23 protein-coding genes are annotated in these 26071 nt (G+C 43.8%); 8 read left to right on the top strand and 15 right to left on the bottom strand.

Annotation, left to right across the window (positions count from 1 at the left end):
• The first annotated feature begins 208 nt into the window (after positions 1-208).
• Entirely contained in the window at positions 209-1408 is a 1200-nt protein-coding gene (gene nhaA, locus M0N77_RS00725; RefSeq protein WP_353102614.1) for a Na+/H+ antiporter NhaA, read from the top strand.
• A gap of 204 nt (positions 1409-1612) precedes the next feature.
• A complete protein-coding gene (locus M0N77_RS00720) occupies positions 1613-2974 on the top strand; it encodes an oxygenase MpaB family protein (RefSeq protein ID WP_353105538.1) in 1362 nt (453 codons plus the stop codon).
• A 28-nt stretch (positions 2975-3002) separates the two neighbouring features.
• Here M0N77_RS00720 and M0N77_RS00715 read toward each other — a convergent pair whose 3' ends face one another.
• The gene (locus M0N77_RS00715) at positions 3003-3776 is read right to left on the bottom strand and encodes a CoA pyrophosphatase (RefSeq protein WP_353102612.1); all 774 of its coding nucleotides are present in this window, start codon (positions 3774-3776) and stop codon (positions 3003-3005) included.
• Positions 3777-4106: 330 nt separating this feature from the next.
• On the opposite strand from M0N77_RS00715, the gene M0N77_RS00710 reads away from it, so the two are divergent.
• On the top strand, positions 4107-4670 hold the full coding sequence (locus M0N77_RS00710; protein WP_353102610.1) for an NUDIX hydrolase: 564 nt from the start codon (positions 4107-4109) through the stop codon (positions 4668-4670).
• 79 nt (positions 4671-4749) lie between these two features.
• On the opposite strand, the gene M0N77_RS00705 is transcribed toward M0N77_RS00710, so the two are convergent.
• Positions 4750-7806, bottom strand: a complete 3057-nt coding sequence (locus M0N77_RS00705; RefSeq protein ID WP_353102608.1) for an insulinase family protein — start codon at positions 7804-7806, stop codon at positions 4750-4752.
• Positions 7807-8060: 254 nt separating this feature from the next.
• Here M0N77_RS00705 and M0N77_RS00700 point away from each other — a divergent pair, with 254 nt between their 5' ends.
• Both M0N77_RS00700 and M0N77_RS00695 read left to right on the top strand, forming a co-directional pair.
• The gene (locus M0N77_RS00700; RefSeq protein ID WP_353102606.1) at positions 8061-8522 is read left to right on the top strand and encodes a universal stress protein; all 462 of its coding nucleotides are present in this window, start codon (positions 8061-8063) and stop codon (positions 8520-8522) included.
• A gap of 182 nt (positions 8523-8704) precedes the next feature.
• Complete coding sequence (locus M0N77_RS00695; protein WP_353102604.1) at positions 8705-9160, top strand: universal stress protein; 456 nt, start codon at positions 8705-8707, stop codon at positions 9158-9160.
• Positions 9161-9337: 177 nt separating this feature from the next.
• On the opposite strand, the gene M0N77_RS00690 is transcribed toward M0N77_RS00695, so the two are convergent.
• A complete protein-coding gene (locus M0N77_RS00690; RefSeq protein ID WP_353102602.1) occupies positions 9338-10264 on the bottom strand; it encodes a LysR substrate-binding domain-containing protein in 927 nt (308 codons plus the stop codon).
• Between the two features lie 304 nt (positions 10265-10568).
• Between M0N77_RS00690 and M0N77_RS00685 the strand changes: the two genes are divergently transcribed.
• Positions 10569-11651 carry a YeiH family protein gene (locus M0N77_RS00685; RefSeq protein WP_353102600.1) on the top strand — a complete coding sequence of 361 codons (1083 nt, stop codon included), beginning with the start codon at positions 10569-10571 and terminating at the stop codon, positions 11649-11651.
• A 219-nt stretch (positions 11652-11870) separates the two neighbouring features.
• Here M0N77_RS00685 and M0N77_RS00680 read toward each other — a convergent pair whose 3' ends face one another.
• The 6 genes from M0N77_RS00680 to M0N77_RS00655 form a co-directional block, all read right to left on the bottom strand.
• On the bottom strand, positions 11871-12080 hold the full coding sequence (locus M0N77_RS00680) for a cold-shock protein (RefSeq protein ID WP_192524164.1): 210 nt from the start codon (positions 12078-12080) through the stop codon (positions 11871-11873).
• Between the two features lie 238 nt (positions 12081-12318).
• Positions 12319-12741, bottom strand: coding sequence for a YbaN family protein (locus M0N77_RS00675; RefSeq protein ID WP_353102598.1), 423 nt, complete (start codon positions 12739-12741; stop codon positions 12319-12321).
• A gap of 237 nt (positions 12742-12978) precedes the next feature.
• Positions 12979-13467, bottom strand: coding sequence for a hypothetical protein (locus M0N77_RS00670; RefSeq protein WP_353102596.1), 489 nt, complete (start codon positions 13465-13467; stop codon positions 12979-12981).
• A gap of 320 nt (positions 13468-13787) precedes the next feature.
• Positions 13788-14795, bottom strand: coding sequence for a hypothetical protein (locus M0N77_RS00665; RefSeq protein ID WP_353102594.1), 1008 nt, complete (start codon positions 14793-14795; stop codon positions 13788-13790).
• A gap of 41 nt (positions 14796-14836) precedes the next feature.
• Positions 14837-15073 carry a hypothetical protein gene (locus tag M0N77_RS00660; protein ID WP_353102592.1) on the bottom strand — a complete coding sequence of 79 codons (237 nt, stop codon included), beginning with the start codon at positions 15071-15073 and terminating at the stop codon, positions 14837-14839.
• 169 nt (positions 15074-15242) lie between these two features.
• On the bottom strand, positions 15243-18203 hold the full coding sequence (locus M0N77_RS00655; RefSeq protein WP_353102590.1) for a valine--tRNA ligase: 2961 nt from the start codon (positions 18201-18203) through the stop codon (positions 15243-15245).
• Positions 18204-18395: 192 nt separating this feature from the next.
• Here M0N77_RS00655 and M0N77_RS00650 point away from each other — a divergent pair, with 192 nt between their 5' ends.
• Positions 18396-19571, top strand: a complete 1176-nt coding sequence (locus M0N77_RS00650) for a formate/nitrite transporter family protein (protein WP_353102588.1) — start codon at positions 18396-18398, stop codon at positions 19569-19571.
• A gap of 110 nt (positions 19572-19681) precedes the next feature.
• On the opposite strand, the gene M0N77_RS00645 is transcribed toward M0N77_RS00650, so the two are convergent.
• The 6 genes from M0N77_RS00645 to M0N77_RS00620 all read right to left on the bottom strand — a co-directional run bounded on the left by M0N77_RS00645 (position 19682) and on the right by M0N77_RS00620 (position 24277).
• On the bottom strand, positions 19682-20605 hold the full coding sequence (locus M0N77_RS00645; RefSeq protein WP_353102586.1) for a bile acid:sodium symporter family protein: 924 nt from the start codon (positions 20603-20605) through the stop codon (positions 19682-19684).
• A 93-nt stretch (positions 20606-20698) separates the two neighbouring features.
• Complete coding sequence (locus M0N77_RS00640) at positions 20699-21184, bottom strand: heavy metal-binding domain-containing protein (RefSeq protein ID WP_353102584.1); 486 nt, start codon at positions 21182-21184, stop codon at positions 20699-20701.
• A gap of 33 nt (positions 21185-21217) precedes the next feature.
• Positions 21218-21661, bottom strand: coding sequence for a YbjQ family protein (locus M0N77_RS00635; protein ID WP_353105537.1), 444 nt, complete (start codon positions 21659-21661; stop codon positions 21218-21220).
• A 72-nt stretch (positions 21662-21733) separates the two neighbouring features.
• Positions 21734-22294: a YecA family protein gene (locus M0N77_RS00630; RefSeq protein WP_353102582.1), complete on the bottom strand. Its 561-nt coding sequence runs from the start codon at positions 22292-22294 to the stop codon at positions 21734-21736.
• Between the two features lie 126 nt (positions 22295-22420).
• Positions 22421-22663, bottom strand: a complete 243-nt coding sequence (locus M0N77_RS00625; RefSeq protein WP_353102580.1) for a PA3496 family putative envelope integrity protein — start codon at positions 22661-22663, stop codon at positions 22421-22423.
• A 126-nt stretch (positions 22664-22789) separates the two neighbouring features.
• Entirely contained in the window at positions 22790-24277 is a 1488-nt protein-coding gene (locus M0N77_RS00620) for a hypothetical protein (RefSeq protein WP_353102578.1), read from the bottom strand.
• Positions 24278-24772: 495 nt separating this feature from the next.
• Here M0N77_RS00620 and serB point away from each other — a divergent pair, with 495 nt between their 5' ends.
• Entirely contained in the window at positions 24773-25972 is a 1200-nt protein-coding gene (gene serB / locus M0N77_RS00615) for a phosphoserine phosphatase SerB (RefSeq protein ID WP_353102577.1), read from the top strand.
• The last annotated feature ends 99 nt before the right edge of the window (positions 25973-26071 follow it).

Below are 26071 nucleotides of genomic sequence, written 5' to 3'. Positions count from 1 at the left end.
TTTTGTTGGGCATATTGATAAAATTATGAGAGACTCAAAAGAGGCTAATAAAAGAGCTTTATCAGATAAATAAATTATATATCATGGATTGATATAAAAGTTTATAACAAAGTTTGCAGGGAATAAATAATAAGATTACGTGCCTATTACGCTTGAGACGTAAGATAGCGCTTTGGTTTACTGATTAGACTTGGAATATGAGGATAAAATGGCAATAAAGAGAATTAAAGCGTTTTTTGAATTCGAGGCAGCTGGCGGAATTATTCTAGCGCTAGCGGCTATCGCTGCGATGATTATTGCTAATACGCCACTCAACACTTGGTATGAAGCCTTTATTCATGCTCCTGTTGCCATTCAAATCGGCGACTTTGCCATTGCCAAAGACGCGCATCACTGGATTAATGATGGTCTGATGGCGATATTCTTCTTTTTAGTCGGCCTTGAGCTCAAACGCGAAGTCCTAATCGGCGAGCTCTCAAACGTCAAACAGATTATCTTACCTGCAGGCGCGGCTATTGGCGGGATGATCTTTCCGGCTATCGTCTATATTTTGTTTAACATCAATAACCCAGAGTACTGGAAAGGTTGGGCGATTCCGGCAGCAACTGATATTGCCTTCGCGTTAGGGATCTTAAGTCTACTGGGTAGCCGTGTTCCAAACTCCCTAAAAGTCTTTTTGGTATCGATTGCTATTTTCGATGATATTGGCGCAATCTTAATCATCGCGCTGTTTTATACCAATGAGCTCTCGCTTGGCTCATTAGCTTTCGCCGGTCTCTGCCTACCTATATTATATTTATTAAATCGCCGTAACGTCACTAGCATCACGCCCTATATTTTGGTTGGCGTCATCATGTGGATTGCCGTGCTTAAATCTGGTATTCACGCCACTTTAGCTGGCGTAGTACTAGCATTATTTATCCCCATGTTTGATCGTACCGATCCTGAGCACTCACCGCTAGAAGAGCTTGAACACGATCTACAAAACACCGTCTCTTACGGCATTTTACCGCTATTTGCTTTTGCCAACTCAGGCATCTCTCTAAAGGGCGCAGGCTTCGCTGAGCTTTTCCATTCAGTGCCGTTAGGTATCGCCGCCGGCTTATTTATTGGTAAACAGCTTGGGGTGATGCTAGCTTGCTGGTTAATCTTCAAACTTGGCATCTCAAAAATGCCTAATGGGATGAACTTCAAGCAAATCTATGGTGCTGCTTTATTGTGCGGCGTCGGCTTCACCATGAGCCTATTTATCGGCGGCTTAGCCTTTGGTGGCGGCTCACCGCTATTCGACGAGCGCTTAGGTATCATTATGGGTTCAATCGTCTCGGGTGTCGCAGGCTACATCATGCTCAAAGTGACCTTAAAAGAGAACGTCAGCAGCACCTCTGTTGACTTAACTCGTCACTGATATCACTCCTTTTTTATAAAGTTAGCGCTTGATGAATGAATGCTGGTCTCGTCACTAATGTATGAGACTAGCATTTAATACTCGCTTATCTTTTTGATTATAACTGCTATACTTTCTATTAAACGCGATTAGCTATTAAACGCGATTAGCTATTAAACGTAATTAGCTATTAAACGCGACTGGTTATCATGGTAGATTATGCAGATGAAGATAAAAAAACCTCGCTCAAAAAACTTTACTGGTAACGACCATTCTCTCAACCATATCAACTATCAACGCCATGGTCGTACCACTGCTATCGATGATCATAGTGATTTGCAGGTTCTAAGGCGCATCAAACGCTATTTATTACCCAAAGACTTTACAATCTCGCCTACTTTATTGGCAGAAATAGTCGACGGTTATGATATTGGCGATCCGCTTGCTGATAGCTTAGCGGCTGATGGTATTCGCTTTGCCAAGCCTTTACAGCAATTGATTTTGGATGATGGTTTAAAGAACTATAGCTTAAAGCTTAGCGATTTTGCAGACATCAAGCATCCTGCGTTTATGGCCATGACTGAGCAATTTAGCACTCATCCAGACTGGTTTAATCCAAAGCTGGCTGAGATTGGCGCTATCGCCTATCGTCGTTATCCGCTCATGCTGATTTGGCTGCTACGTAATGTGGCGCTAATGGCTGGTTATAGTATCCCTGCCCTCTCCTTACCATTGATTCAAACGGGGGCATTAATGCATGATGCGCTACCACGTCTGATGCGCACTTATGCCTATATTCTAGCGGTTTCTGAGCATCCGCAATTAAATGATAGCTTGCAAAATAAAACCCCTATCTCACAAGTATTAGCGATTGGCTCTGAGGGTTGGCGGCAGTCTATCAAAGTGCGGCAAATTCATACTTTAGTACGCCAAAATCTACTCAAGGGCAAGCTAATGGCAGCCGATGGCATTATTAAGGATAGCTATCAGCATCATAATGCCGATGGTAGCTGGAATAGTGAGTATTGGGGTCTTCCTATCAATCAGACCGATATGATCGCCACGCACTTGCAATTCTCATTGCTTATTATGCGCGGGCTTAAGCTATTAGGCGCGCGTATCAGTGATGAAGAAGCCGAGGGCATCTTGCACTTATGGAATCTTGCCAGCTACTGGATGGGAGTGGATTTGCAGCGCTTACCACAGACTGAAGTCGCTTGTTGGGAGTGGTTATATACTTACCTATCTATTCAACAGCTTGATTTTGAGATGGGACAGCCATTAGCAAAAGCGCTCCATGATTTGCCGCGTCAGCTCATGGGTGAGGATAATCGCAAAGGTCGTTTTGTGGAGATGGTTAATGCTAGTGTCACCCGTACCTTGGTCGGCGATGATATCGGTGATGGTCTTGATCTGCCAAAGTCGAAGATACGCTTTGGGGTACTCTCTTCGGTGCCTATTCTTTTCGCCCTCGATACTGCGCGGCAATATAATAGTAATGTCGCAGAAAAGCTTGAGCAGTTCCGGGCTAAGCGTCAGGATAATATGAATTGGTGGCTAAAGAAAAATGACAATTATTATAAATAATAATTAACAATAACTATTATATAAACCATTAACGATCCAACTCTATGTCTGTATTTTGGATTCGATAATACCAGTCGAGCCGCCGATCAAATCCGGTCTCTAACAGATTAGCAATCACCTTACCCGTTAAGCCCCAAACGGTCTCGCCATCCACCTCCCAACTTGGCGTTACTATCTTTGCGGTTTGCTCAAGCATGGTGTAATCTATCGCGTATTCAATAGTAGGCTGAGTAATTAGCGTCTCAAAATCTGCCCAAAAAATACGTGAGATCTCCCCCATCTCTGGCACTAAGGGCAAATCTGGCGCAATAAGCGCGACAATAGGGCGAACACTCATGCCGCTCTTTGAGGTTTGAATAGGCAATTGACCCAGTAGCTGCACTTTATTGGGCGGTAGCGCGGTCTCTTCACAAGCTTCACGCAGGGCGGTGACCACGTTATTACCATCGCCAAGCTCATACTTACCGCCAACGCAAGATACTTCACCAGCATGACTATTCATGTGATCAGCGCGGCGAGTCAATAATAGTTTAGGCCGACTCTCACGAGTAATCGCTACCAATACCGAAGCATCAGCGATAGGCGTCTGGTATAGACTCTGTAAGATACGCTGACTATGTAACTCACTATAATGACCTAACTGCTCATCGTTTTGAGCGAGCATCAACTCTGGAGATACTAGCGTATTCAAAGTCTCATACTGCACTCGTTCAGCCAGTTGCCTGAGCGTAGGATGACGAATAAAAGAAGGCAGCGCCACTGACAAGTTATCAAAATTTGCAGACTGCAAGGCTATCGACATTATTATTACCTATTATTTTATAGAGCGTTTTTTATATTCATTAATTCGTAAACAACCATATTAGCATGTCACAACGTCGCTATTAATGACTCAGCAGACTAGTGTTTATGGACTATATATAGATAGCTATTTGCATAAACCCTAGTATTTTTTTGTGCCTTAATTGAGTCATTACCCTTATCGCTACTTTTTATCAGTAAAATATATGCTATCTTAACAGTCTTAATTATAGTCACTATTTACATTTACTATTTATAGTCACTATAAATAACAACAATAAATAAGAGCTTATTAAGCTTGTCACCTTTTAAATACAACAAGGCAGCTGTTATGCAATATTGTCTCGAATGTGGTCATGAAGCTGAGCGCAAAATCCCTGCTACGGATAATATGCCGCGCTTGGTATGCCCCAATTGCAACTACATTCATTACGAAAACCCAAAAGTGATCTGTGGCTCATTAGTGGTGCATGAGCATAGAGTGCTGCTGTGTCGCCGCGCCATCGAGCCACAATATGGTCTATGGACCGTGCCAGCAGGCTTTATGGAAAACGGCGAGACTATCGCTGAGGGCGCCGCGCGCGAGAGCTTTGAAGAAGCCGATGCGGTGGTGATCAATCCGCAGCTTTATTGTATTTATGACATACCAGATATCGGTCAGATCTATATTATTTATCTCACCGATCTAAAAGACGGCGCTTATGGTATCGGCTCTGAGAGCTTAGATAGTGCGCTATTTAAAGAAGAGGATATCCCTTGGGATAAGATTGCATTTGAAGCGGTTAAGCGCACGCTAAAAAACTACTTTGCCGATCGTAAACGCTTTGATAAGCGCGCAGACTTCCCTATCCACCAAGATCAAATCGATAAAGATAAGAGTATCAAGCGTTATTAAAATAAGCGTAAAACACAGATTCTCTCGTTAACATAAAAAAGCCAAGCACCTTGCTTGGCTTTTTGCGCTTTAGATAAGGCTAGCTTTTTATCTTGCATACTTTAAAGCCAAGCTCCTTAACCTTCTGCTCCTTATCATAAGGCGCTAATACTGCCCGCACGTGCTTTTGTCCTTGCAGGTATTGCTTGGCAACGCGCTGTAAGTCCTCAATCGTCACCGCCAATATCGAGGCGCGCATCTTACGTTGCCACTCCTCCCCGCGGTTATGCAGATTGGCAAAGCAAGCTTTTATCGCCTCCCCAGCAGGAGAGCCAGGCTTATCCATACCCGAGATGATACCTAAGATAGCCTCTTCTAACTGCTCGTCAGTCTGCGGCTCATTCAATAACCAGTCGATGCTGGCCTCAAAGTGCTCAAAGGTCTCTACGCAGTGCGGATCACGGTAGCTAAAGAATTTAAAGGCGCAAGCATTGGCGTCATAACCGGCCCCACCACCATAAGCGCCGCCTTTCTCACGAATAGCACTATGCAAGTAGCCATTACGCAGATATGGCGCTAGTACCATCAGCGCTGCGGTGTCCGGATGATCGGCCGCTGGCACGCTATAAGCACTAGCGTTGTGATAAACGTTGGTCGCCACTAGCCAAGCCAAATCTTCGACAATAGCATCACTCTCTAGCGCTTTTACCGTATCAGTCTCACCATTTAATGTAGGATCTAATTCAAGCTGAGTAAACTCGCTTGGGATATTATCATTATTCAATTTAGAATTTGCGTCAAACTTTGACGCATCACTATCCTTCCAGCTCTCAACAATTAGCTTGCTCAAGCGCTCGGTTTGCTCCGCTTCACAGATAATGACCGCGTGCTTTGGCAGACTGATTAGACGCTGATGCAGCGCCATTAGGCTTGTCGCAAGCTCATCCCACATAGTCTCATCATCGCTAGCATGAGTCAAAAAGTCTTTGAGCGCATTGAGCGCAGGCAAGCCGCTACGTACATACTCTAATTGTGCTTGGCGACTCATCGCCCGACTCGCGGTTTGTAGCGCATAAGCATGACCTGCCCCTGCCAAACGCGACTGCCAACTGGCCTGACGCTGCTGCAAGATCTCTTTAATACGAGCGTGTTCGCTAAAGACGCTATGCTCCATCACCTCTTTGAGCAGCTCTATCGCCTCAACCTTACGATTGAGTGCGCGCGTGGCTACCACAAAATAGCTGCTTATCGCTTGGCTATCATCGATGGTGGTGCGCTGACTGACTCGCGCGGTGACGCCGGAGGAATGCGCGGCTTGTTTGGCCTGCATCTCATAGGCATCCATTGAATCGGTGCCAAGCTCTGACAATAAACTCAAATAAATCGGCAGCAGCGGATGATTAATCACGTCATTCGCAGGCAACTTATCGGCATTGGCTTCATTGATAGCGTCCGTCAAAGGTACAATGATTTGATAATAATATAAACCGTTGGTACCCGCTTCGTATTCAAACAGCGTGCTGTCTTGCCCGCTTAACATTATCTGCTTTTGGCTACCTTCTTTAAAGCTAATGTCAGTAGGGATATCTTCCAAACCGACCTTGGGCAATAAGCTCAAGTCATCAGGCACGGCTTGACGCGCGGCCAAATCAAGCGCTTGTTTGTGCAAGATAGCCTTGTCATCAGCAGTAAGGTTCATAGCGATAGTATCAAGACGGACTTGCTCAGCTGCCGCTAGACGCGCTGATTTTTCGCTATCTGGCACCATAGTGACGCGTACCCGATGAGTATTGTCCAGCAGATGGGTCTTAATTAACTGAGGCAGCCACTGCTCATCCTTGACTTGCTCACGCAGCCAAGCTAGATGTTCGTCCACTTCCCAAACGTCAATAGGGTTACCATCATGAATCGCGGTACTAAAGCCCTCAAGCATTAAGTTGAGACCATAAGGCATGCTATCACCGCCGATATGACGCTGATCGATCTCAATCTGATGCAGTATAGTCTCAATGGTTTCCTCATCGATAGGATGGCTTGCAACCTTGCGCAATAAGTCCATAATGCCTTGCTCTACGCTGTCTGCATGTTCAGGCTCAGAGCCCCGCAGACCAGTATAAAACACCATTTCATAGTGGCTATCATCAAGCCCTAATAAGGGGCTTGGCGATGTGCCTAGTGGATGACTGTCAAGATAGGCGCGTAGTGGCGAGCCGGCATGCTCAATCAATACCCCTTCTAATAAGCGCAGTGCCAAGCGCTGCTTGGGATCAGTAATCGAGGGCAGTAACCAAGCGATGACATGATGCGTTTGATTGGGACCTGCTTCGTCTGCAGTATAAGTATCGATGGCACTAATAGGAGCAGATAGGCGCACTTCAGGGCGTGAGACATGCTTTTTGCCTGCCTCAAACTGAGTCAAAGCATCTTCGTGAATCTTCGCTTGCGTCTCGCTTACTGGAATATTACCAAAGCTCATAATTACGCTGTTAGACGGATGATAATGGCTTTGATGAAATTCAACTAATTCAGGATGAGTCAAATCAGGAATATCAGCAGGATCACCGCCAGAGTTATAATGATAAGTAGTGGTCGGGAATAAATGATGCGCTACAGTATGATACAGCTGATCAATCTCGCCGCTCATCGCGCCTTTCATCTCATTAAAGACAATGCCCTTAAAGTGCGGCTTATCGTCCTCATCTAATTCAACGCGAATGCCTTCTTGCGCAAAATCAAGCGGATGAATATTCGGGAAAAAGGCGGCATCAAGATAAACTTCTAACAAATTAAAATAGTCGTTTTTATTTTGCGTGGCATAAGGATAAGCGGTCCAATCAGCCGCCGTCATCGCATTCATAAAGGTGTTTAATGAGCGCTTAATCATCGAAAAGAACGGATCACGCACAGGGAATTTGGCTGAACCACAAAGTGCTACGTGCTCTAAGATGTGCGCTTCACCTTTTGAGTCCATAGGCTGGGTACGAAAGCCTACCAAAAAGGCGTTTTCGTCACTAGGGTGCGCTAAATGATAATGCATAGCGCCCGTCTTGACGTGTTGGCTGATCAGCACGTCGATAGATAACGCCTCAATATGGCGATGTTCAAGTAGCTCAAACGCTGGATGTAGCGTCAAATCAGCGGTAAAGGTGTCAGTCATAATTATCCTTGAGGCTTATTATTTCTATAAGTTACTATTATAAAATATCGTTAGCGCTAGATGGGGTTGAGAGGGGGATAAGTCAAGGTAGCAAGCATTGCTAAAGCATCCTACTAGAGATTAAGCAAACTGATAAAAATAACCCTAATTAAGTTATGGATTTAGTCCTTAACAAAGGCTGGTCGCACTGTTACTATGGAGTAATAACTAATAAGCCTAAACCTTTAGCGATTTGATTATAACAAGGAGTCTTTATGAGCTACCAACATATCTTACTAGTCACTGATCTATTATCCGATGCTGATATCGTGGCGCAAAGAGCCAAACGTGTCCTCGCGGGCTCGCCAGAAGCAAAATTATCGGTGCTGCATATCGTTGAGGATGACATGGTACGCTTTGGTTACGAGCTAGTCCCAGCTTCTAGCTTGTCAGGTGAGACAGACGGTGAACATTGGCAACAAGCACGCGCCAAGTTAGCTGAGTTCCTTGATCGTAACGGCTTACACGCTTATAAATCTGAGGTCACCGCCGCTATCTCTAATGACAAAGGGATTGTCAATTATTGCCATAATAATGAGGTCGATCTGTTGATTATCGGTCGCCACGAGCGCCGCGGTATCGCTGCGTGGTTAGTGGGCGCAACGGCAGATAATATCTTACCCAACGCCCCTTGCGATAGTCTCGTCGTCAAACTTGATCAGCCAGTCGCGAACTAATTTATCTATTAGTATGACTTATAAAAGTATTATATAAGTCATCTAAACAACCTCTATATAAAAGAGCGCTAAATAAGCAATAATATAAATTATCATAAAAGCGCTGCAAGACCGCCGAGAGCTACTTAACAGCAGCTATCAGTAGTGCTATAGTAGATGCTATATGACACGAGGAAGACTTTATGAGCTATCAACATATTTTATTGGTTACTGATCTTTTGCCAGACGCTGATATCGTGGCACAAAAAGCCAAGCATATTGTCTCAAACCGCCCTAACTCTAAGCTATCGGTGCTACATATCGTCAAAGATACTATGGTCGGCTTCGGCTATGAGCTAGTGCCTGCCTCTAGCCTCTATGATGAGATTGACGATGAGCGCTGCCAAGAAGCGCGGGCAAAGCTCGCACAGTTTTTGGATCGCAATGAGCTAAATGTAGTGAATTCAGAGGTGACTACCGCTATCTCCAACAGCGAAGGCATTGTCAATTACTGTCATAAACACGACGTTGATCTATTAGTCATCGGCCGCCATGAGCGTCACGGTATTGTCGCGTGGCTAAGCGGCGCTACCGCTGATAACATTTTGCCTAATGTACCTTGTGACAGCTTGGTAGTTCGACTGGACAAACCTGCTTAATAATCAATAGCGAGTGTTATGATAAAAGTGAGTTTGTTATCAGGTCTACCATAAGAGAAGCGCAGCGTTATTATACGTTGCGCTTTTTCTTTAGCTTAATAATCGTAGTTAAGAGGTTAAAAGATAACAACCTTTTATTTAAGTTATTAATAAATCTATTAACCGACAAACAAACCTTTAAATAATATCAATAAACCTCTGCCATATCGGACTTTGATGCCGCGCCTTATGCCAGACCAGCCACCACGTTCTGGATAAATCTATCCCTACGACCTTTACAGGTACTAAGCTAGTATCCTTAAGCTCTTTGTCAATCACATGCTGCGAGAGGCAGCCCAGACCAATATCAGCACTGACCATGTTTTTGATCGCCTCTGACTGCGAAATCGCCCGAATCACCTCAGCATGGGGCAAATACTGTAATAGCTGCTCGTCGATAATTTGCCGCGTCCCTGAGCCCGCTTCTCTTACCAATAAAGGCAGCTTGGCGAGTTGCTCAGTGGTCAGCTCATAACTACCCTCCTCGCTATTATATTGAGCTATCCCTTGCAGCCACCGACTCCCCCTTTTGGCAAAAACCATTAGAGTATCGGTACGCCAAGCGCGCTGCTCAATTACTTTGCTATCGCTAGGCCTTGGCATCCCCTCCACTAGCGCAATATCGATATTGAGCTGTTCAATCTCGCTTATCACCTCACGCGTGTTGGCGATATATAGCTCAATACTTACCTTAGGTAGCGCCTGATACATCTTAGCTACCAGCTCAGGGAGCACATAATTACCGATAGTGGTGCTGGCACCAATATGCAGCTGTCCCGCTTGATGCTTGTGATAGTGCTCAAGCGTTAAAGCCTGTCCTAAGATAGCTTGCGCTTGTACATAAATGGGATGAGCATTGGCATGAGGATTGAGACTACGGCCCACCCGCTCAAACAAGGGCAGCTGCAAACGCGACTCTAAGGCAGCTAGAGCGCTGCTGACCGCTGATTGTGATAAATGCAGCTCTTCACTGGCGCGGCTAGTACTGCCCGTCTGATAAATACTAACAAATACGGCTAACTGCTTAAGAGTAAGCTTTGGCAAAGTCTGCGCTGTAGTCTGCATAGGTTTCTCGTCGTTATAGCTGTATTTAATGGTTAGAGGGTGGGTTACGCTTTGCTAACCACACCCTACGCGATATTAAATAATTTTATCTGCTGTAAATAGGAGATCCTATAAGTAAATTTTATTATATAGAATCAAATACGGCTTACCCAAAAAATAGATAGCTTCTATCTTATCAATCTGTTTTTATTATAAGAGTGGTTTATTTATAATGTCTATTCATAAGTTAATGCTGATATAGACTATAAATAAAAAACATAAAAGAGCATTTAACACCACTTATAACGTCTGTTAGGGACATAGTATGCCAACCTTTGCTCAAGCCGTAACTGATTATATTCCTCGGACCCGCCATCTCACCGGGTTGATGGTAGTGCTGATCGGTAGCTTATTTTGTTTATGGCTGAACACTAGCTTGGATGTCTGGAGTCACGGTCGCATTATCGGTCTGTCTTCATTAACGCTAGCTATTTTAATCGGTATGGTACTGGGCAATACTATTTATCCCAAGTTTGCACCAAGTTTGGCCGAGGGCGTTGGTTTTGCTAAAGCTCAGATCCTGCGCTTAGCTATCATGTTTTATGGCTTTAAGCTGACTTTGACAGAGGTAGCTAGCGTCGGTATGCCAGCTGTGATGAGTGATGCTTTGGTACTGAGCTCGACCTTTTTATTGACTTATTGGATCGGTACTAAGCTGCTAAAAGTCGATAAACAAACCACTCTACTTATTGGCTCAGGCGCTAGTATCTGCGGCGCGGCAGCAGTAATAGCCGCTGAACCGGTCATCAAAGCGGAGGCGCATAAAGTCACTATTGCCGTTGCCACTGTCGTGGTGTTTGGCACCATTGCCATGCTGCTCTACCCTTTTCTTTATCATTTAGGCTGGCTGCAAATTTGGCTCTCACCGCAAGATTATGGCGTTTATACCGGCTCCACTATTCACGAAGTCGCGCAAGTGGTGGTCGCGGGAAATGCCGTCAGCGATGAGGTGGGCGACACAGCGGTGGTGACCAAAATGATTCGCGTGATGATGCTTGCGCCTTTTTTATTGATACTGTCGTTTGCGCTCACTAAAAGCGGCGACAGTAATGGCGAAAAGCTATCTATCATGAGCCGAGTAAAACAAGTCAAAGTCCCTTGGTTTGCCTTTATCTTTATTTTGATTGTATTGCTGCACACGTGGTTACCGATGTCTGCTACTTTTGAAGCTACTATGATCTTGGTTGATGATATTTTGCTGACTATGGCGATGTTCGCCCTAGGTTTGACTACTCATCTAAGCGCTATCAAGCAAGCGGGCGCTAAACCGCTTATCTTAGGCGCTATCATGTTTGGCTGGTTACTGCTTGGCGGCGGTCTGATTAATGTTGGTATTAGCTTTATCTAATAACTTGCAGAAGCTAATTGCAAAAATAAAAACCTACGCTATATAAATAGCGTAGGCTTTTTAATGCTCATTATAATCGGTGGGTTACGCTTTGCTAACCAAACCCTACAAAGATAGCTCTCGACAGCCAGATCTTAAATTGCAGACATAAAAAAACGAACCCTAAGGCTCGCTTTTTTTAACACTTTACTTTCTAATTATTCATCTATAAAAGACAAATTAGATAGCAACGATGTTATGTGCTTGTGGGCCTTTTTGGCCTTGAGTTACTGTGAACTCAACTTCTTGGCCTTCAGCCAAAGTTTTGAAACCTGAACCAGTGATTTCGCTGTAATGAGCAAAAACGTCTGCGCCGTTTTCTGGAGCGATGAAACCAAAGCCTTTAGCTTCGTTGAACCACTTAACTGTACCTTTTTGAGTATCTGACATATCGATAATCCTACTTTTTAATTTATTGGTGGTCACATGACCGGTAACGCTTGCAAATAGCTACTGAACGATAAATATTAAAACGAAGGATTATAACTAATACTACGAGGTAATGATTTGGTGCAGAACTGCTCTTAAGCTTGTGCGTATTATAAGGGGCGTATTCAACTATCGCAAGTAATATATAGCTTTTTGTGTAACTGGTTACAAATAGCCTCTTTTTATTGATAATAAAAGCTTATTTGGCGTTTGGTAGCCGAAATAAATAGATAGCTACGCCGCTACAGACAGCCGCTATAACCCAAGCTATCCATAGGTTTTTATCTGGCAGACGAAAAAACAACATCGTAGTAGATAGCGCCATCATAATAGTACCCAGCCATTTGGCATAAAGAGGAACGGCGTGATTTTTTTCCCAGTCTCGAACAAATTTGCCAAAATATTTATGATTAATCAGCCAAAAATGAAAACGTCTTGAGCTACGCGCCCAGCATCCCGCCGCTAGTAGTATAAAAGGAGCAGTCGGCATCACTGGTAATACTACGCCAATGATACCCAGTACAAAAAACAACCAGCCTAGTATCACAAACGTCCAGCGCACCGTTGGCCTGTTAGACTGATTGGTCTTGGGACGATAATAAAAGGCTTTTTTGTCGGTCATATTGATTACATCAATGCTAGTGGGCGTTTAAGAGCTATTTTTATAAAAAAATAATCATGCAACAAAGACTCATTTGGCTCAATATTGTTTTTGCGTTTTTATGTGGTTATTTCATGTCTAGCGGTCTGCCTCTACCATCTGCCCATAAAAAAACCACTACTAGCAAAGGCTAAAGTGGTTTTTACTTAGTATAATTACGCAAACTAGCCGCGCATTGATAAGCATCAAAAAAGGTGCTTATACTAATAGCAGCACAATCACCGTAAAGATGACGAAGTACACAAAGACGCCAGCGGTCGCATAAAACGTCTTAATCTCTTTATTATTAATCTTAATCTTACTGAGCGTCGTGCCAAGCTTGAGCATAGAGATGGCAAAAAAGTAAAACGCCAAAGCCAGTAGCGTGATACTGATAATAAAGATCACCACAGGAGCGACGATACCAAAAAAGGTCTCGGTGCCCGGGAACAACATCTTACCTTTGATAACCAGTATCAGCAGTACAGCAGCCAGCCCTGATGCCGAGGCATGAAAAAAGATAATATCGTGCCAAGAAGCATCCGTTCTATAAAAGCTATTTTCGATACCGAAATGACTATCAGCATGGTCCACTTCGGTCGCCCCTCTTTTTCCGACGGCTCGATAAGCGTTTATCTTACTGACCGTAATCAGAAAGGTAAAAAAGGTAAAAGCAATCCACAAAAAGACGTACAAGTTCAAGCTCATAACTACCTCAAGACTTATATAATTATGCCTTTAATATAGCATTTATATATACCATATTATGTATTAATAAGACTAACGAGTGTACGGAGTGTTTATAAGTCTCGCTACATGATGGTTAGTTTGCGAGTATTAAGGTGGTCGAACTTGTTTGCTTTATCTTATTGGCATAAACAAACCGCTATGGCATTGGGCTGTAGCGGTACTTTGCCCTAGGTAGCTAAAGCTTAATTTTAGATACTAAGGGTGAGTTGTAAGTTAAAGTAGCTAATAGATGTATGAATGCCATTCTTTAGCCTATTTACTGACATATAGTTCAATCTTTACATACAAACTGACATTGCTTTCAACCTAATAACAGGACCCTTCATTTTAAGTTCAAGTAATTCGTACTCATTTAAAATAGTTTCTCCTAAACTAGTGAGATTAGCCCACTGCTCTGTAATATCTACATCTTGTTCTTGATTTTCTGGACTATCTGAGTCTTTCGTTGTAAATAGACTTATTACAGACACTATTTTATTAAGTTTATCGGTAATTACAGATAATGAGCTTCTTTGAGTTAAACTAAGTTCGGAGTCTTCATCAACATATCTCACTATTTTTCCAAAAATAATAAACTCACCATCTGTTAACTGTGCTTTAATTTCACTTGGTTCTTTACCTTTTACATCAATATCTAAAACGCCTAATTGATTTCCTTCCTCATCTGTCATAATCATTTCTAACTGATTTGAACTAAGGTAATCATCTTTAAGTTCTTTAATTAGCTCTCCTAGCGCTTTAGCAATACCTTTATATTTATCTACTTTTTCTTCGATTAACTTTTTATTTTGGTTTTTACCTTTTTGAGGCTTAAATACAGTTTCACCTGCCAAATCAAAAAATTTTTCAAGTTGAGGTAAAATAAGTTTCAAAATCTCTAGAACAGTATAAAAATCTATTGGTTTTAAAATAGCTTTGACCTTAACATAATCATATGTAGAAGGCTTTTTATTTAAAAAACTATTATCTACAATTTTGAGTCCTTCATTATTTAATGTATTAATAACTTCCATATGCAAAGAACCTAACGTAATACTTCTCTCCATCGTATTTTGATAGTTTTGAAGGTTATTATTATTCCCTTGTAAGCTTAACCCCCCTGAAATTTTAGCTATATTACTTAAAAAATTTAATCCTCCCTCAGTATTGCCATCTACCTGACCTTCTATACCTTTAGTATTTTCAGTAGTAGATACTGTTTCAGCTTTTAAACTAACGCCTTTAAATAAATAAGACGCACAATTCATCAACATCACTTCATTTAAATATATAGGTTCTAAAAACATTGATTGAATCCTTCATATAGTCCGCAATAGTGAATGTACTTCTATCTCTCTTGAATATCTGCTAGTAACTCTTCTAGTTGATCTCTAAGAGCAGGGTCGACAGCATTCATAGTTAAGACACTAATAAGATGGCTTTCAGTATCTCTCATACCTTTTTCAGGTACATCACTTATACTCATGTTTGATAGCAAAGTGTTTAATCTTTGTACTTCATCAGCGCAAAAAACATCTTCCCTATCAGCAGTAAAAAATCTTCTTAATAAATCTCTATCTGTCATACTAAATTCCTTTAAGGTATAAAATGTCTAAATGAAGATACATTTTTGCTTTTGCGCGAGGGACGAGCGCCGAGCTAAGTCGTTAAAGAACACTGCCCCATGCATCGCATATTTCTATGGTGTAAAGAACTCCGATGCTGAGGCTAGTCTTTTTAGTCTTCTGCTTTTTTTATAACGCTTTCAACTGCTCCATCTGCGCCGTCATCGCGGTCAGCTGCCCTTCTAACTCAGCCAGTTTCGCCTTCTCAGCATCGACTACTTCGGCTGGCGCTTTACTAACAAAGCCTTCATTGCTCAGCTTTCGCGAGATACCTTCGGCTTGCTTTTGTAGCTTATCAAAAGATTTACCCAGGCGTTTTAGCTCAGCGGTCGGGTCAATCAGCCCTTTCATGGGTACGAGGATGCGCAGCTGCCCGACCATGCTCGATGACGATAGTGGCACCTCATCACCGTCTTTTAGAAGGGTTAAGCTCTCGACTTTCGCTAATGCCTTAAATTGATTGGCAATGCGCGATAGGCGCTGCTCTTCCTCATTAGAGATATTTTGTAGTAGCACAGGCAAGCGCACCGCGTTACCCAGTTTCATCTCGCCTCTGATATTACGGACGCTAGCGATCAGCTCTTGTAACCAGTCCATATCAGACTCGATTTGCTCGCTAATCAGCGTGCTATCGGTTTGCGGATAATCAGCGATGACGATGCTGTCGGTGTTTTTACGGTCTAACAGTGGCGCGATGGTTTGCCAAATCTCCTCGGTCAGATACGGCATAATCGGATGGGTGAAGCGCATGGAGCTCTCAAGCACATGTAGCAGTACGTAGCGGATTTGCGCTTTACGCTCGTCTGTCACTGAGTCATCATTGAGACTGGCTTTGGCAAGCTCAACGTACCAATCGCAGTACTCGTTCCAGATAAACTCATAGATATCATGGCTGACCATGTCAAGGCGATACTGGTTAAAGTGCTGATGGATATTTTGGACGCTAGAATTTAGACGACTCATAATCCATTTTTCGGGTAGCTCCCACACCTCAGGCTTCGCGCTTTGGTCAATAGGCAGCGCGCTCCCCTCTTTATCGACACAGTTCATCAGTACAAAACGGCTGGCGTTCCAGATTTTATTACAGAAGTTACGATAACCCTCGACACGCTTGAGATCAAAGTTAATATCGCGGCCCGTGCTCGCCAAGGAGGTAAAGGTGAATCTCAATGCATCCGTACCGTAAGCCGCGATGCCCTCAGGGAACTCTTTACGCGTTTGCTTCTCAATTTTCGCCGCGTCTTTTGGGTTCATCATATTGCTGGTACGTTTTTCTACTAGCGTCTCCAAATCGATACCATCGATGATATCGATTGGGTCGAGCACGTTGCCTTTTGATTTGGACATTTTTTGTCCTTGGCCATCACGGACGAGACCATGGACATAAACGGTCTTAAACGGTACTTGCGGCGTGCCATCTTCATTTTTGACAAAATGCATGGTCAGCATAATCATCCGCGCCACCCAAAAGAAAATGATGTCAAAGCCGGTGACCAATACGCTGGTTGGGTGGAAAGTCTCGAGCACTTTTTTGTCGGCAGATGGATCGGCCCAACCCAAAGTACTAAAGGTCCATAGCCCCGAGCTAAACCAAGTATCAAGCACATCATCGTCTTGGCGCAGTTTTACGTCGTCGCTTAAGTTATATTTACTACGTACTTCCGCCTCATCGCGGGCGACATAGATTTCACCAGTCGCATCGTCGTACCAAGCTGGAATGCGGTGTCCCCACCACAGTTGACGGCTGATGCACCAGTCCTGCAAGTCGGTCATCCACGCCATATACATGTTTTTATATTGCGCGGGGACGAATTCAATATGGCCATTTTCTACCGCGTCAATGGCAGGGCCTGCAAGTTTATTGACCGCCACATACCACTGATCGGTGAGCCACGGCTCAACGATGACGCCACTACGATCGCCACGCGGCGCTTTTAGGGCGTAGTCTTCAACGGCCTCAAGCCACTGCTCTTCTTGCGCTTGCGCCACCATCTTTATACGGGCAGTAAAGCGCTCAAGGCCGGCATAAGAATTGCCTTCATGATCGCTAGGCGTGGCCTCTAAGCTAGGCTCGCGCGTTTGCAGATCCGGATAGACTTCCATCTCCGCCAAGACATTGGCATGGGCGTCTAATACATTGATAAGTGGCAAGTTATGACGGCGACCTAACTCATAATCATTGAAATCATGCGCTGGAGTGATTTTGACTACGCCAGTGCCAAAGTCTTTTTCGACATAATCATCAGCGACGATTGGCACGACGCGACCGGTGATAGGCAGAGTAATCGTCTGGCCAATTAAGTGCGTATAGCGCTCATCGCTCGGATTGACCGCGACGGCGGTATCGCCAAGTAGCGTTTCAGGGCGAGTGGTGGCGACGACTAAGTAGTCTTTGCCGTCTTGGGTGCGCGTATCTTTGTCGGTGAAGTGATAGCGAAAATGCCAAAGATTGCCTTTTTCATCGTGATTTTCTACTTCCAAATCAGACAATGCGGTTTGAAACTTAGGATCCCAATTAACCAAACGCTTACCACGATAAATCAGCCCTTCATCGAACAGACGCACAAACACTTCTTTGACTGCGTTTGACAGCCCATCATCCATAGTAAAGCGCTCACGCGACCAGTCAACCGAGCTACCCAAACGGCGAATTTGGGTGGTGATATTATCGCCAGACTCCTCTTTCCACTCCCAGACTTTATCGATAAAAGCCTCACGAGTTAAATCATGGCGTTTGATGCCCTCAGCGTTTAGACGGCGCTCAACTACCATTTGAGTGGCGATACCAGCGTGGTCGGTACCTGGCTGCCATAAAGTATTATCGCCATCCATCCGGTGAAAACGCGTCAAAGCATCCATAATGGCATTGTTAAAGCCGTGACCCATATGCAAGCTACCGGTGACGTTTGGCGGTGGCAAAGCAATAGAAAAAGACTCCTGTTTATCAAAAGTCGGCTGAAAATAGCCGCTTTGCTCCCAGCCTTGATACATGCCAGCCTCGACATCCTTCGGATTATAGGCATTCTCTAATTGGCTCAGCGCAGCTTGAATGGATTGGGTTAGGTTGGTATTAGAATTAGGGTTACTCATAATGGATTGGTCTTTTATTAATGATGAATTTGAAAAATATGAATATAAAATAGGAAAAAGTGTAATAGGGTGATTTTAACGCAGATAGCTAGATTTTGTTAGAGGCAAGGTGATTTAAGCGTCTAGTTTCAGCCGTTAAATACGGCCGCTATTAAACAATCAACAACAGCAATCGATACCAGGCCAAATATAATGGAGGCTAACTCTTGTCTTTATGACAAAGCCCATCTCTTAAACAGCGAGCGTACCGTGCCCCAAAAACCTGACCCACAAGCTAATGTAAACCCAAATGCTACAAAATCTGTGAACCGTGAATCTCTAGCAGAGGAGCGGGCAGCCGCTAAAACTGGTTTGGACAATGAGGCGAGCTTAGAGAATAGACCAAAGAGCGCTAATAATAATGAAGACAAAAACCAGCAAGCCAATACCGCCGTCACCGAAAACTTAACGGACGAGGATTTTCCAGAAGACTTCTCCGACGAGGACAAAGAGACGATCAAAAAAGTCGCCAGCGACGATAATTTAAGTAAAGCCAAAAGCTCTGCTAGTATTTTAGTTGAGCAGTTCATCGATGCCAAAGAAACCTTTAATCGCTCATTAGGCTCATTATTTACCAGCGCCTTTACCGCAGGGCTTGAGATTGGTATTAGCTTTTTTGTTATCTTATCGGCATTTACGTTAATTGGCGACTTTATACCGAATAAATACGCCATGGTACTAGCCTCACTCCTCTACCCCATTGGCTTTATTATCGTGGTTATTGGACAGTCCTTACTGTTCACTGAGCAGACCTCTTTACTGAGCCTACCGGTACTTAACAAGATTGAACCTTTGCACAAATTATTGCGGCTTTGGGGTATCGTCATTGCGGGTAATATCGTTGGCGGCTGTCTGTTTGCCGCGCTAATGATTGGCTTAGGTCTCAATATGGATCTATTTACTGTTGCCAATATCGATGCTTATGCCGAGCATGTCCTAGGCTTTAAGTGGTGGGTAATCTTTGGCAGCGCTATATTAGCAGGCTGGATGATGGGTATTGCCGCTTGGCTTGTGACCTCCGCACGCGATACCATTAGCCGCATCGTGCTCGTGGCGCTTATCACTGGCAGCATTGGCCTTTTGGGTTTGCATCATAGTATCGTCGGCAATATCGAAGTATTCGCCGCGCTGCTTTATGGCAATACGGTCAGCATCTTGAGTTATTTGACATTCTTAGTGGTGGTATTGGTGGGTAACACGGTGGGCGGCGTAGTGTTTGTCGCGGTACTCAAAAACCGCACCTTCTTGTTTGATATTGCTAAAGTTAGAGAGGAGAGCGCTGAGGACAAGTCTGATAAAATAGCAAGGTTAAATGGTGGTAAGCGTTAGGAAGTGCGCTAATAGCAATTATAATAACCACGGTTAACGCCTAGAATATTCTATAAAAAACTCTATAACTAGCTGCTCTAAAACCGTCATAGAGTTTTTATACTGAGATATTAAAGCGGATTAGTGGCTAAATTACTACTATTACCATTGGCATGTTGTTCATTATGATACTTTTTACTAAATACCTTTACTAAGATACCAGCGGTAAAGAACATAATTAAAGTGTAGATAGCTGGAGTCATCGACATGTCGTAATTGGCTAATAGCGTTAAGGCCATAAATATCGATAAGGTACTGTTTTGTAGGCCAACTTCTAAAGTAATAGAAGTCCTTTGCGCCAGATTTAGACCAAACCATTTACTAGTATAGTAGCCTAGCGCCATAGTAACTAGGTTGAGTATTAGCGAAACGGGTCCGGTATTGATAAAAGCATCAACGATGATATCTCTTTGAACATAACTCAAAAACACCACTAACAAAGCCAAAAACGTCACCCCAAACCGAGAGACCCAGACTTGTGATTTATCCGCGGCTCTTGGTGCAAAGCGTTTGATGAGCATACCGATACTGATAGGCACAATGGTTATGACTATTAATGAGATCATAGTCTTTGCAATAGGCAGCTGAAACTCAGTGCCAGCGCCCATAAAGTGAATAAGCGAATAGCTAAGGACTACCGGAATGGTAAAAACGGTGATAACACTAGCAATCGCCGTCATCGTCACTGATAGAGCGACATCGCCTTTGGCTAGGTAAGTAAAAAGATTGGAGGTGGTGCCGCCTGGACATAGCACTAGCAGCATAACCCCTACTGCATACTCTGGGCGTAGCGGCATGATATTGGCTAAGGCAAAGCCAATAACAGGTAATAAAATTAACTGATTGGTTAGGCCTATACCGACCGCTTTGGGAAATTTGACTACTCGTTTAAAGTCATTTACTTTTAGTGATAAACCCATGCCCATCATAATCAAAAACAGGCACAGCGGTATAACCACTGAATTTACTAACGTCACTAACTGAACACTATCCATAACTACATCCCTGTAGACATGACCTAGAAGGTCATCTGTTGATAAGTTTATTCAGTATAACGGTATCGGTATTTATCAGCTCAATTGTTTTAACTACTCTCCAGTCAATAACGAGGACGCTTCCATTTTTACCGCGGTACCGTAAGCGATAGCCTCTACCATGCTGCCTAACTGATTGATATTGCTAACCTCAAGACGCAGCCCGTAGATATGGTTGTAGCCTTTTTGATGAGCTTGGGTACGCATTCTTACTACTGCTTCCCGGCGGGCGCGATCGAGTAAAGTCTCATAAGTGGTTAAGTTTTTGCCAAAAATGCTTAATACTTTGGCAATGACCATTTTGAAATAATCTTGTGCAATCACCACGCTACCAAGTACCAGCTCGCCATCACTACCTGTCATTATCTTTGGCTGATAAAAACGCTCGGTTGAGACGATAATATGCCCAAGCTCCTGTTCCGACAGCACCAAACGCGCTAAATGCTGGCGCTCATGACGCGCACCAAAGAACCAACCGACTACGAATAATACAATAAGCGATGCGTAATTGAACAGCATTTGCGAAAAGGAGTTATTCATAGCACGTCTCTTCTCATAAAACGACTTGGCCGCTTAGCCAAAGGGATTAAAACGTGGTAAATCGTCTACTGGCGTTTGCTCATAATCGGCTTGAGTATTTGGCTTTTGATAGGACTGATAGCCAGAATCGCTAGGCGGCTGGCTTTGCATCGGCTGCACGGCTCGAATGGCTTTGACTGCGGTGCCATAGACAAATAATTCAGAGGCACCTTGCGCGATGCTAGAGGTCGAAAAACGCAGACCAACTACCGCATCAGCGCCTAATGCTTCAGCCTTAACAGTCATTCTATCTATCGCCTCTTGACGCGACTCCTCTAGTAGCTCAGTGTAGGCGGTAAGCTCGCCGCCGACGATGTTTTTTAGGCCGGCAAATAAGTCTTTGCCGACGTGTTTTGAGCGCACCGTACTGCCATAGACCACATCTAAGCGTTCAGTGATCTGATAGCCTGGTAAGTGCTCAAGATTGGAGAGTTGCACAGTCATGGTAGTCCTTTATCAGTGGTTTACAGCATGCAGAGGCTTATGAAGTAATGGCTTTTTAATGGCTGATTAGTCCTTGGTATGAAACAACAAGAACAGCTCCGTTAGATTACCCTCGATACTATTGGCCATTTGCGCCATTTTATCTTTATCATTACGCATTTGCGCAAGCTCTGCATCCTCGTCATCGATACCACTGAGCACGATCATAGGCAAGGTCAAAACCGCCACATCCTCCGCGGTATCTTCATCTTCAAACCAATCCTCAGCGTCATCAGCATACATTGCATCGACAAAACCTATCGACCAAGCGACGATATCCGACTCTTCTGAGAATTCGGCAACCGCTTGCTCACTCTCTTCATCGGACCCAAAAGGCAGCTCGATAGGCGTCTCATTTTTTAGCTCAGCGATGATAGCCTCGCGCCAACGCTGCACACCGTCAACCACGTTTTCAGGTACTTTGTCGGTTTGACCTTCAAACAAGGCCTGCTGCCAATTTGCTAGCGCAGGACCAATCACTGTGGCAGTCAAAAACCCGTGAGTGGCGACGCTATCGAGCACGTAGGGGCTCTCTTGATTATCCAAAAAATCGAGCAGTTGATCAAAGCTTAATGGGTTAGTACTCATAGTACCTCTCCTTGTCAAAAGGTTGCAGAATCGATAGACAGTAATGTCAAAATATCTATTTACAATAGCATGATAGGCGCTACGACCTTGTTGTCTAAATGCGACATTACTCAAACGTTTGGACGATTATAAGTCTTCATCGTTCCAGTCCGCATCCCAGTCGTCATCTAAATCATCATCGCCATCATCTTCTAAGTCGTCTTTTAGAGCCTTTGCTAAGCGCTTCTCTTCTAACAAATTATCGATGAGACGACGCTTCTCCAGACTACTCAAGCGCGTGCGTATACTCGTTTCTGCTTCTTCAACCATCTTTGCATCATCATCGTCAGCAAATTCATCATCAAAATCATCAATATCAGGATCGCTCATGACAAACTCCTATTATTTGTACCAAAAATTTAAAAGAAAGTACTATATACATGCCTTATAAAGTCTCTACTAAGCCTTGTCAATACTTTTCGTCATTAGGATGATTTTATTTTGATAATAAGGCTTTTATGAAGGGCTACTTTCCGTAGTTAGCACTGAGTTACGCACATCGGCTAAGCGCTGCATCATAGCGTCATTACCGCCATCAAACACCGCACACTCACGCTCATAAACGGTGGTGGGACGTTTGACACTTTGTAATTGCACGTAGCTGCCGATTTGTCTCATGCCTGCACTGGGTAATAAAATCAGCATTTGCTCTTTTTTACCGACTGTTTTTAGCAGTTGGGTCATCGCAGCGCTTTGTGCTTCATCGCTAACCCCAGCTTTGGCAGGTAAAGCAAAACGCGACAGCTCAACGTGTTTATCATGAATGATCTTATTAAGCATCAAGTATAGCTTCGCCAACATCACCCCAGCTAACGCTACTTTTGCGTGGCTGTTCTCCGCTTTTAGTACTATCAAAGCCCCGTTTTCATCAAAATAAGGCTTGTTAACAGCGCTAACCCCTAATAGCAAAGGCTGCTTTAATAATTCAGCTAAGGCTTGCTGGAGCAGCTGCGTACATAACGCCAAATACGGTGTGCGAGTCTCTGGAGCCAAAAGCTCAAGCATCTGATACTCATCGTGGAAGGTAATATGTACCCCAACCCTCTCAAGTGGCCGAGAAGAGGATAGATTGGCTGTCGTTGATGACTTACGGCTATCACTTGTGACGCTAGTAGCATTGCTATTAATAGGGGCTTTATCGCTAGCAGGCGTTGTAGCATTATTGGTTTGCGCTTGCTTGTCTTGCTCGTCAACGACGCTCTCGCTAGCCCCATCCTCCTTACTACCTGCCTGCTGTGATTTTAGATAGGCGTTTAGCTCATTATGAATATTGGTAGTGCTAACGGGCGCTACATTAGCCGTCTCTGCTGTATCGGCCAACGGCTCATTTATAGCGCTATGACTATCATTATTGGCATCGCTAACCGTCTCACTACGATATCTACTATGAGTCTGCGCCCTAAGCGCATATTGATCGCGGTGGATATTTTCTATTTCACGGCTTAAGGTATTGATCTGCTCTTTGGTCGGACGCGCCACATAGCTATAGACCAACAATAATAGCAGATGCAAAATTATCGAGCCGATGACAAAAGGCCACTGCATAGTAATAATCTCGCCTTTGCTAACTTCTTTTAAAGTTAGCGCGACACTACCAATGACCGCATCACCATTGGTAGCAATCTGGCTGATGGTCTCGCCTTGCTGCAAAGGCGCGTTGCCAACAGGGACTAGTATCTCATCTTTATTATTTTTGATGACTAGCCGAGCCACATCTTGCTCACTAGTATAGCGATTAGCAATCACGCTGAGGCTGACACGATCTTGATTTTCTAACGATAAACGAGCTTCATCGATAAGCTGAGCCACCATCTGCTCGCCTTTTAGCTCACGGCTTTTGCTCAATTGCTGATCGGTACTAATGACTAACAATAAGGTCTGCAAACAAAAACTGACTAGAATAATAATGGCAAACAATCCTTGCCGCGGCGCTAAATAAGTCATGATATGTTAAACTTTTTGAATAAGAGAAATTAAAAAACAATACTATCGATCGTTTTTGGGAAAAGTATGCAATCAAACGCCAGTTAGCTAATGATGCTTTTGAGCCTATGCGCTGTGGTACTGATGATTCACAGGGTACTTGTCGCTAGTGGCTTGTTGCTAGTGATTAGTCGATGCTTACCATCAGTCACTATATCATTATCATGGCTGTCATAGTTTATGCTCATAATAATTTTAATGCTTTACTAAATTAGCTTTTAGCGCAGCAAATACCTTTATCATCAATGTCAGTATAAATAGCGCTTGATAAAAGCCTTTGTTTTAGCCTTATAGCTGTAATTCTAGTTATGCCACAGTTATGTCACAGTGATGCCGCTTAAGTTTAGTTATAAACCCTGTTCGCCAGCAGACAGTTTGTGTTTCACATATAGGCGCAGCTTGCTAAAGCTGTTATTATTCCTAATCTTATTTGCGCATACAAGGGACAATTGAGCCATGCCAGAAAATACGCCTTATTCGTTACCAAAAGACAGCAAAGCATGGCAACAAGCCGTTGATTCTATTGCTTCGTTGCTACCGGAAGATATCAGCTTACACGATTTTGATGCTTTGCAATCCCTGCCAGTTTTTGCTTTGATTGTGGTGCTGCCAGCCAAGGTGCCTGCATTAGATATTCATCACTACGTGCAGTCATGGGTCGATGAGCAGCCAAGCTGGCATTTGGTAACGGTAGCGGAAGATGCTGAGGCAAGCTTTGTTGACGTTGATGTCGCTACGAATGGCTCTACTGGTACTCAGCAGCCTTTCACGCCAGCGCAAGTGTTTCGCTATTTGCTAGTGCCGGTGACTGATACTTTGATGCATCCTGGCAAAAAAACGGCCGCCGCTCATATCATTGATGATCAGCTAACTACCCGTTTGCGTCATGATCTTGCCAAAAACTATGCCAATGCTCAAGCTACTGACCATCCAGAGAACGCGGCATTAGTGCATGATAATTTGGTTGATTGTCATATTTTATCGATTGGTCATATGCTACGTACTCATAAACTTGCTTGTTTTGATATGGACTCCACGCTAATTGAGCAAGAAGTCATCGTTGAGCTGGCCAAAACCGCTGGTGTTGGCGCAGAAGTTGAAGCTATCACTGAAGCGGCTATGCGCGGCGAGATTGATTTTGATGAGTCTTTTGTTAAACGCGTAGCTTTGCTTGAAGGAATCTCTACTAGCGTCCTTGATGAGATTTGCGCCCGTCTAACTTTATCTACTGGCGCTCATACCACTATTACCGCGCTAAAAGCTTTGGGCTATCATACGGTGCTAGTCTCAGGCGGCTTTAGCTACTTTGCTAATTATATTGCCAAGCAGTTAGGTATAGATGAGGTTCATGCCAACCACTTAGATATAGAAGATGGCCAAGTGACCGGGCATATCCAATTACCTATCGTTAATGGTGCCAAAAAAGCCGCTATTGCACAGCACACCGCTGAGCACCTAAATATTGAGATGTCACAAGTGGTCTGCGTAGGTGATGGCGCTAACGATTTACCGATGATGGCTATCGCTGATCTAGGAGTGGCTTATAATGCTAAGCCTATCGTTCAGGCGCGTGCGGATGCAGCGGTCAATGTCACCGGTCTTGAGGGTGTACTTTACGCACTGGGTTATCCGGCATTGGTCGCTAGCAAATCATAGCTAGCAAACAGTAACTCGCGCTAATAAAAGGCTAAAGCAGTAGGTTTTTATCCGTTATTATCACTATTACCAATAGACGATAAGCTAGGTTAATATGAA

The organism is Psychrobacter sp. AH5 (assembly GCF_040371085.1).
Lineage (GTDB): Bacteria > Pseudomonadota > Gammaproteobacteria > Pseudomonadales > Moraxellaceae > Psychrobacter.
The sequence above is the reverse complement of the archived record's forward strand: the minus strand, read 5'-3'. Positions and strand labels throughout refer to the sequence as shown.

What these genes read in the sequence shown, in the direction of transcription:
- nhaA (WP_353102614.1), top strand. Translation starts at nt 209, where the DNA reads ATGGCAATAAAGAGAATTAAAGCGTTTTTTGAATTCGAGGCAGCTGGC.
- M0N77_RS00720 (WP_353105538.1), top strand. Translation starts at nt 1,613, where the DNA reads ATGAAGATAAAAAAACCTCGCTCAAAAAACTTTACTGGTAACGACCAT.
- M0N77_RS00715 (WP_353102612.1), bottom strand. Translation starts at nt 3,776, where the DNA reads ATGTCGATAGCCTTGCAGTCTGCAAATTTTGATAACTTGTCAGTGGCG.
- M0N77_RS00710 (WP_353102610.1), top strand. Translation starts at nt 4,107, where the DNA reads ATGCAATATTGTCTCGAATGTGGTCATGAAGCTGAGCGCAAAATCCCT.
- M0N77_RS00705 (WP_353102608.1), bottom strand. Translation starts at nt 7,806, where the DNA reads ATGACTGACACCTTTACCGCTGATTTGACGCTACATCCAGCGTTTGAG.
- M0N77_RS00700 (WP_353102606.1), top strand. Translation starts at nt 8,061, where the DNA reads ATGAGCTACCAACATATCTTACTAGTCACTGATCTATTATCCGATGCT.
- M0N77_RS00695 (WP_353102604.1), top strand. Translation starts at nt 8,705, where the DNA reads ATGAGCTATCAACATATTTTATTGGTTACTGATCTTTTGCCAGACGCT.
- M0N77_RS00690 (WP_353102602.1), bottom strand. Translation starts at nt 10,264, where the DNA reads ATGCAGACTACAGCGCAGACTTTGCCAAAGCTTACTCTTAAGCAGTTA.
- M0N77_RS00685 (WP_353102600.1), top strand. Translation starts at nt 10,569, where the DNA reads ATGCCAACCTTTGCTCAAGCCGTAACTGATTATATTCCTCGGACCCGC.
- M0N77_RS00680 (WP_192524164.1), bottom strand. Translation starts at nt 12,080, where the DNA reads ATGTCAGATACTCAAAAAGGTACAGTTAAGTGGTTCAACGAAGCTAAA.
- M0N77_RS00675 (WP_353102598.1), bottom strand. Translation starts at nt 12,741, where the DNA reads ATGACCGACAAAAAAGCCTTTTATTATCGTCCCAAGACCAATCAGTCT.
- M0N77_RS00670 (WP_353102596.1), bottom strand. Translation starts at nt 13,467, where the DNA reads ATGAGCTTGAACTTGTACGTCTTTTTGTGGATTGCTTTTACCTTTTTT.
- M0N77_RS00665 (WP_353102594.1), bottom strand. Translation starts at nt 14,795, where the DNA reads ATGTTTTTAGAACCTATATATTTAAATGAAGTGATGTTGATGAATTGT.
- M0N77_RS00660 (WP_353102592.1), bottom strand. Translation starts at nt 15,073, where the DNA reads ATGACAGATAGAGATTTATTAAGAAGATTTTTTACTGCTGATAGGGAA.
- M0N77_RS00655 (WP_353102590.1), bottom strand. Translation starts at nt 18,203, where the DNA reads ATGAGTAACCCTAATTCTAATACCAACCTAACCCAATCCATTCAAGCT.
- M0N77_RS00650 (WP_353102588.1), top strand. Translation starts at nt 18,396, where the DNA reads ATGGAGGCTAACTCTTGTCTTTATGACAAAGCCCATCTCTTAAACAGC.
- M0N77_RS00645 (WP_353102586.1), bottom strand. Translation starts at nt 20,605, where the DNA reads ATGGATAGTGTTCAGTTAGTGACGTTAGTAAATTCAGTGGTTATACCG.
- M0N77_RS00640 (WP_353102584.1), bottom strand. Translation starts at nt 21,184, where the DNA reads ATGAATAACTCCTTTTCGCAAATGCTGTTCAATTACGCATCGCTTATT.
- M0N77_RS00630 (WP_353102582.1), bottom strand. Translation starts at nt 22,294, where the DNA reads ATGAGTACTAACCCATTAAGCTTTGATCAACTGCTCGATTTTTTGGAT.
- M0N77_RS00625 (WP_353102580.1), bottom strand. Translation starts at nt 22,663, where the DNA reads ATGAGCGATCCTGATATTGATGATTTTGATGATGAATTTGCTGACGAT.
- M0N77_RS00620 (WP_353102578.1), bottom strand. Translation starts at nt 24,277, where the DNA reads ATGACTTATTTAGCGCCGCGGCAAGGATTGTTTGCCATTATTATTCTA.
- serB (WP_353102577.1), top strand. Translation starts at nt 24,773, where the DNA reads ATGCCAGAAAATACGCCTTATTCGTTACCAAAAGACAGCAAAGCATGG.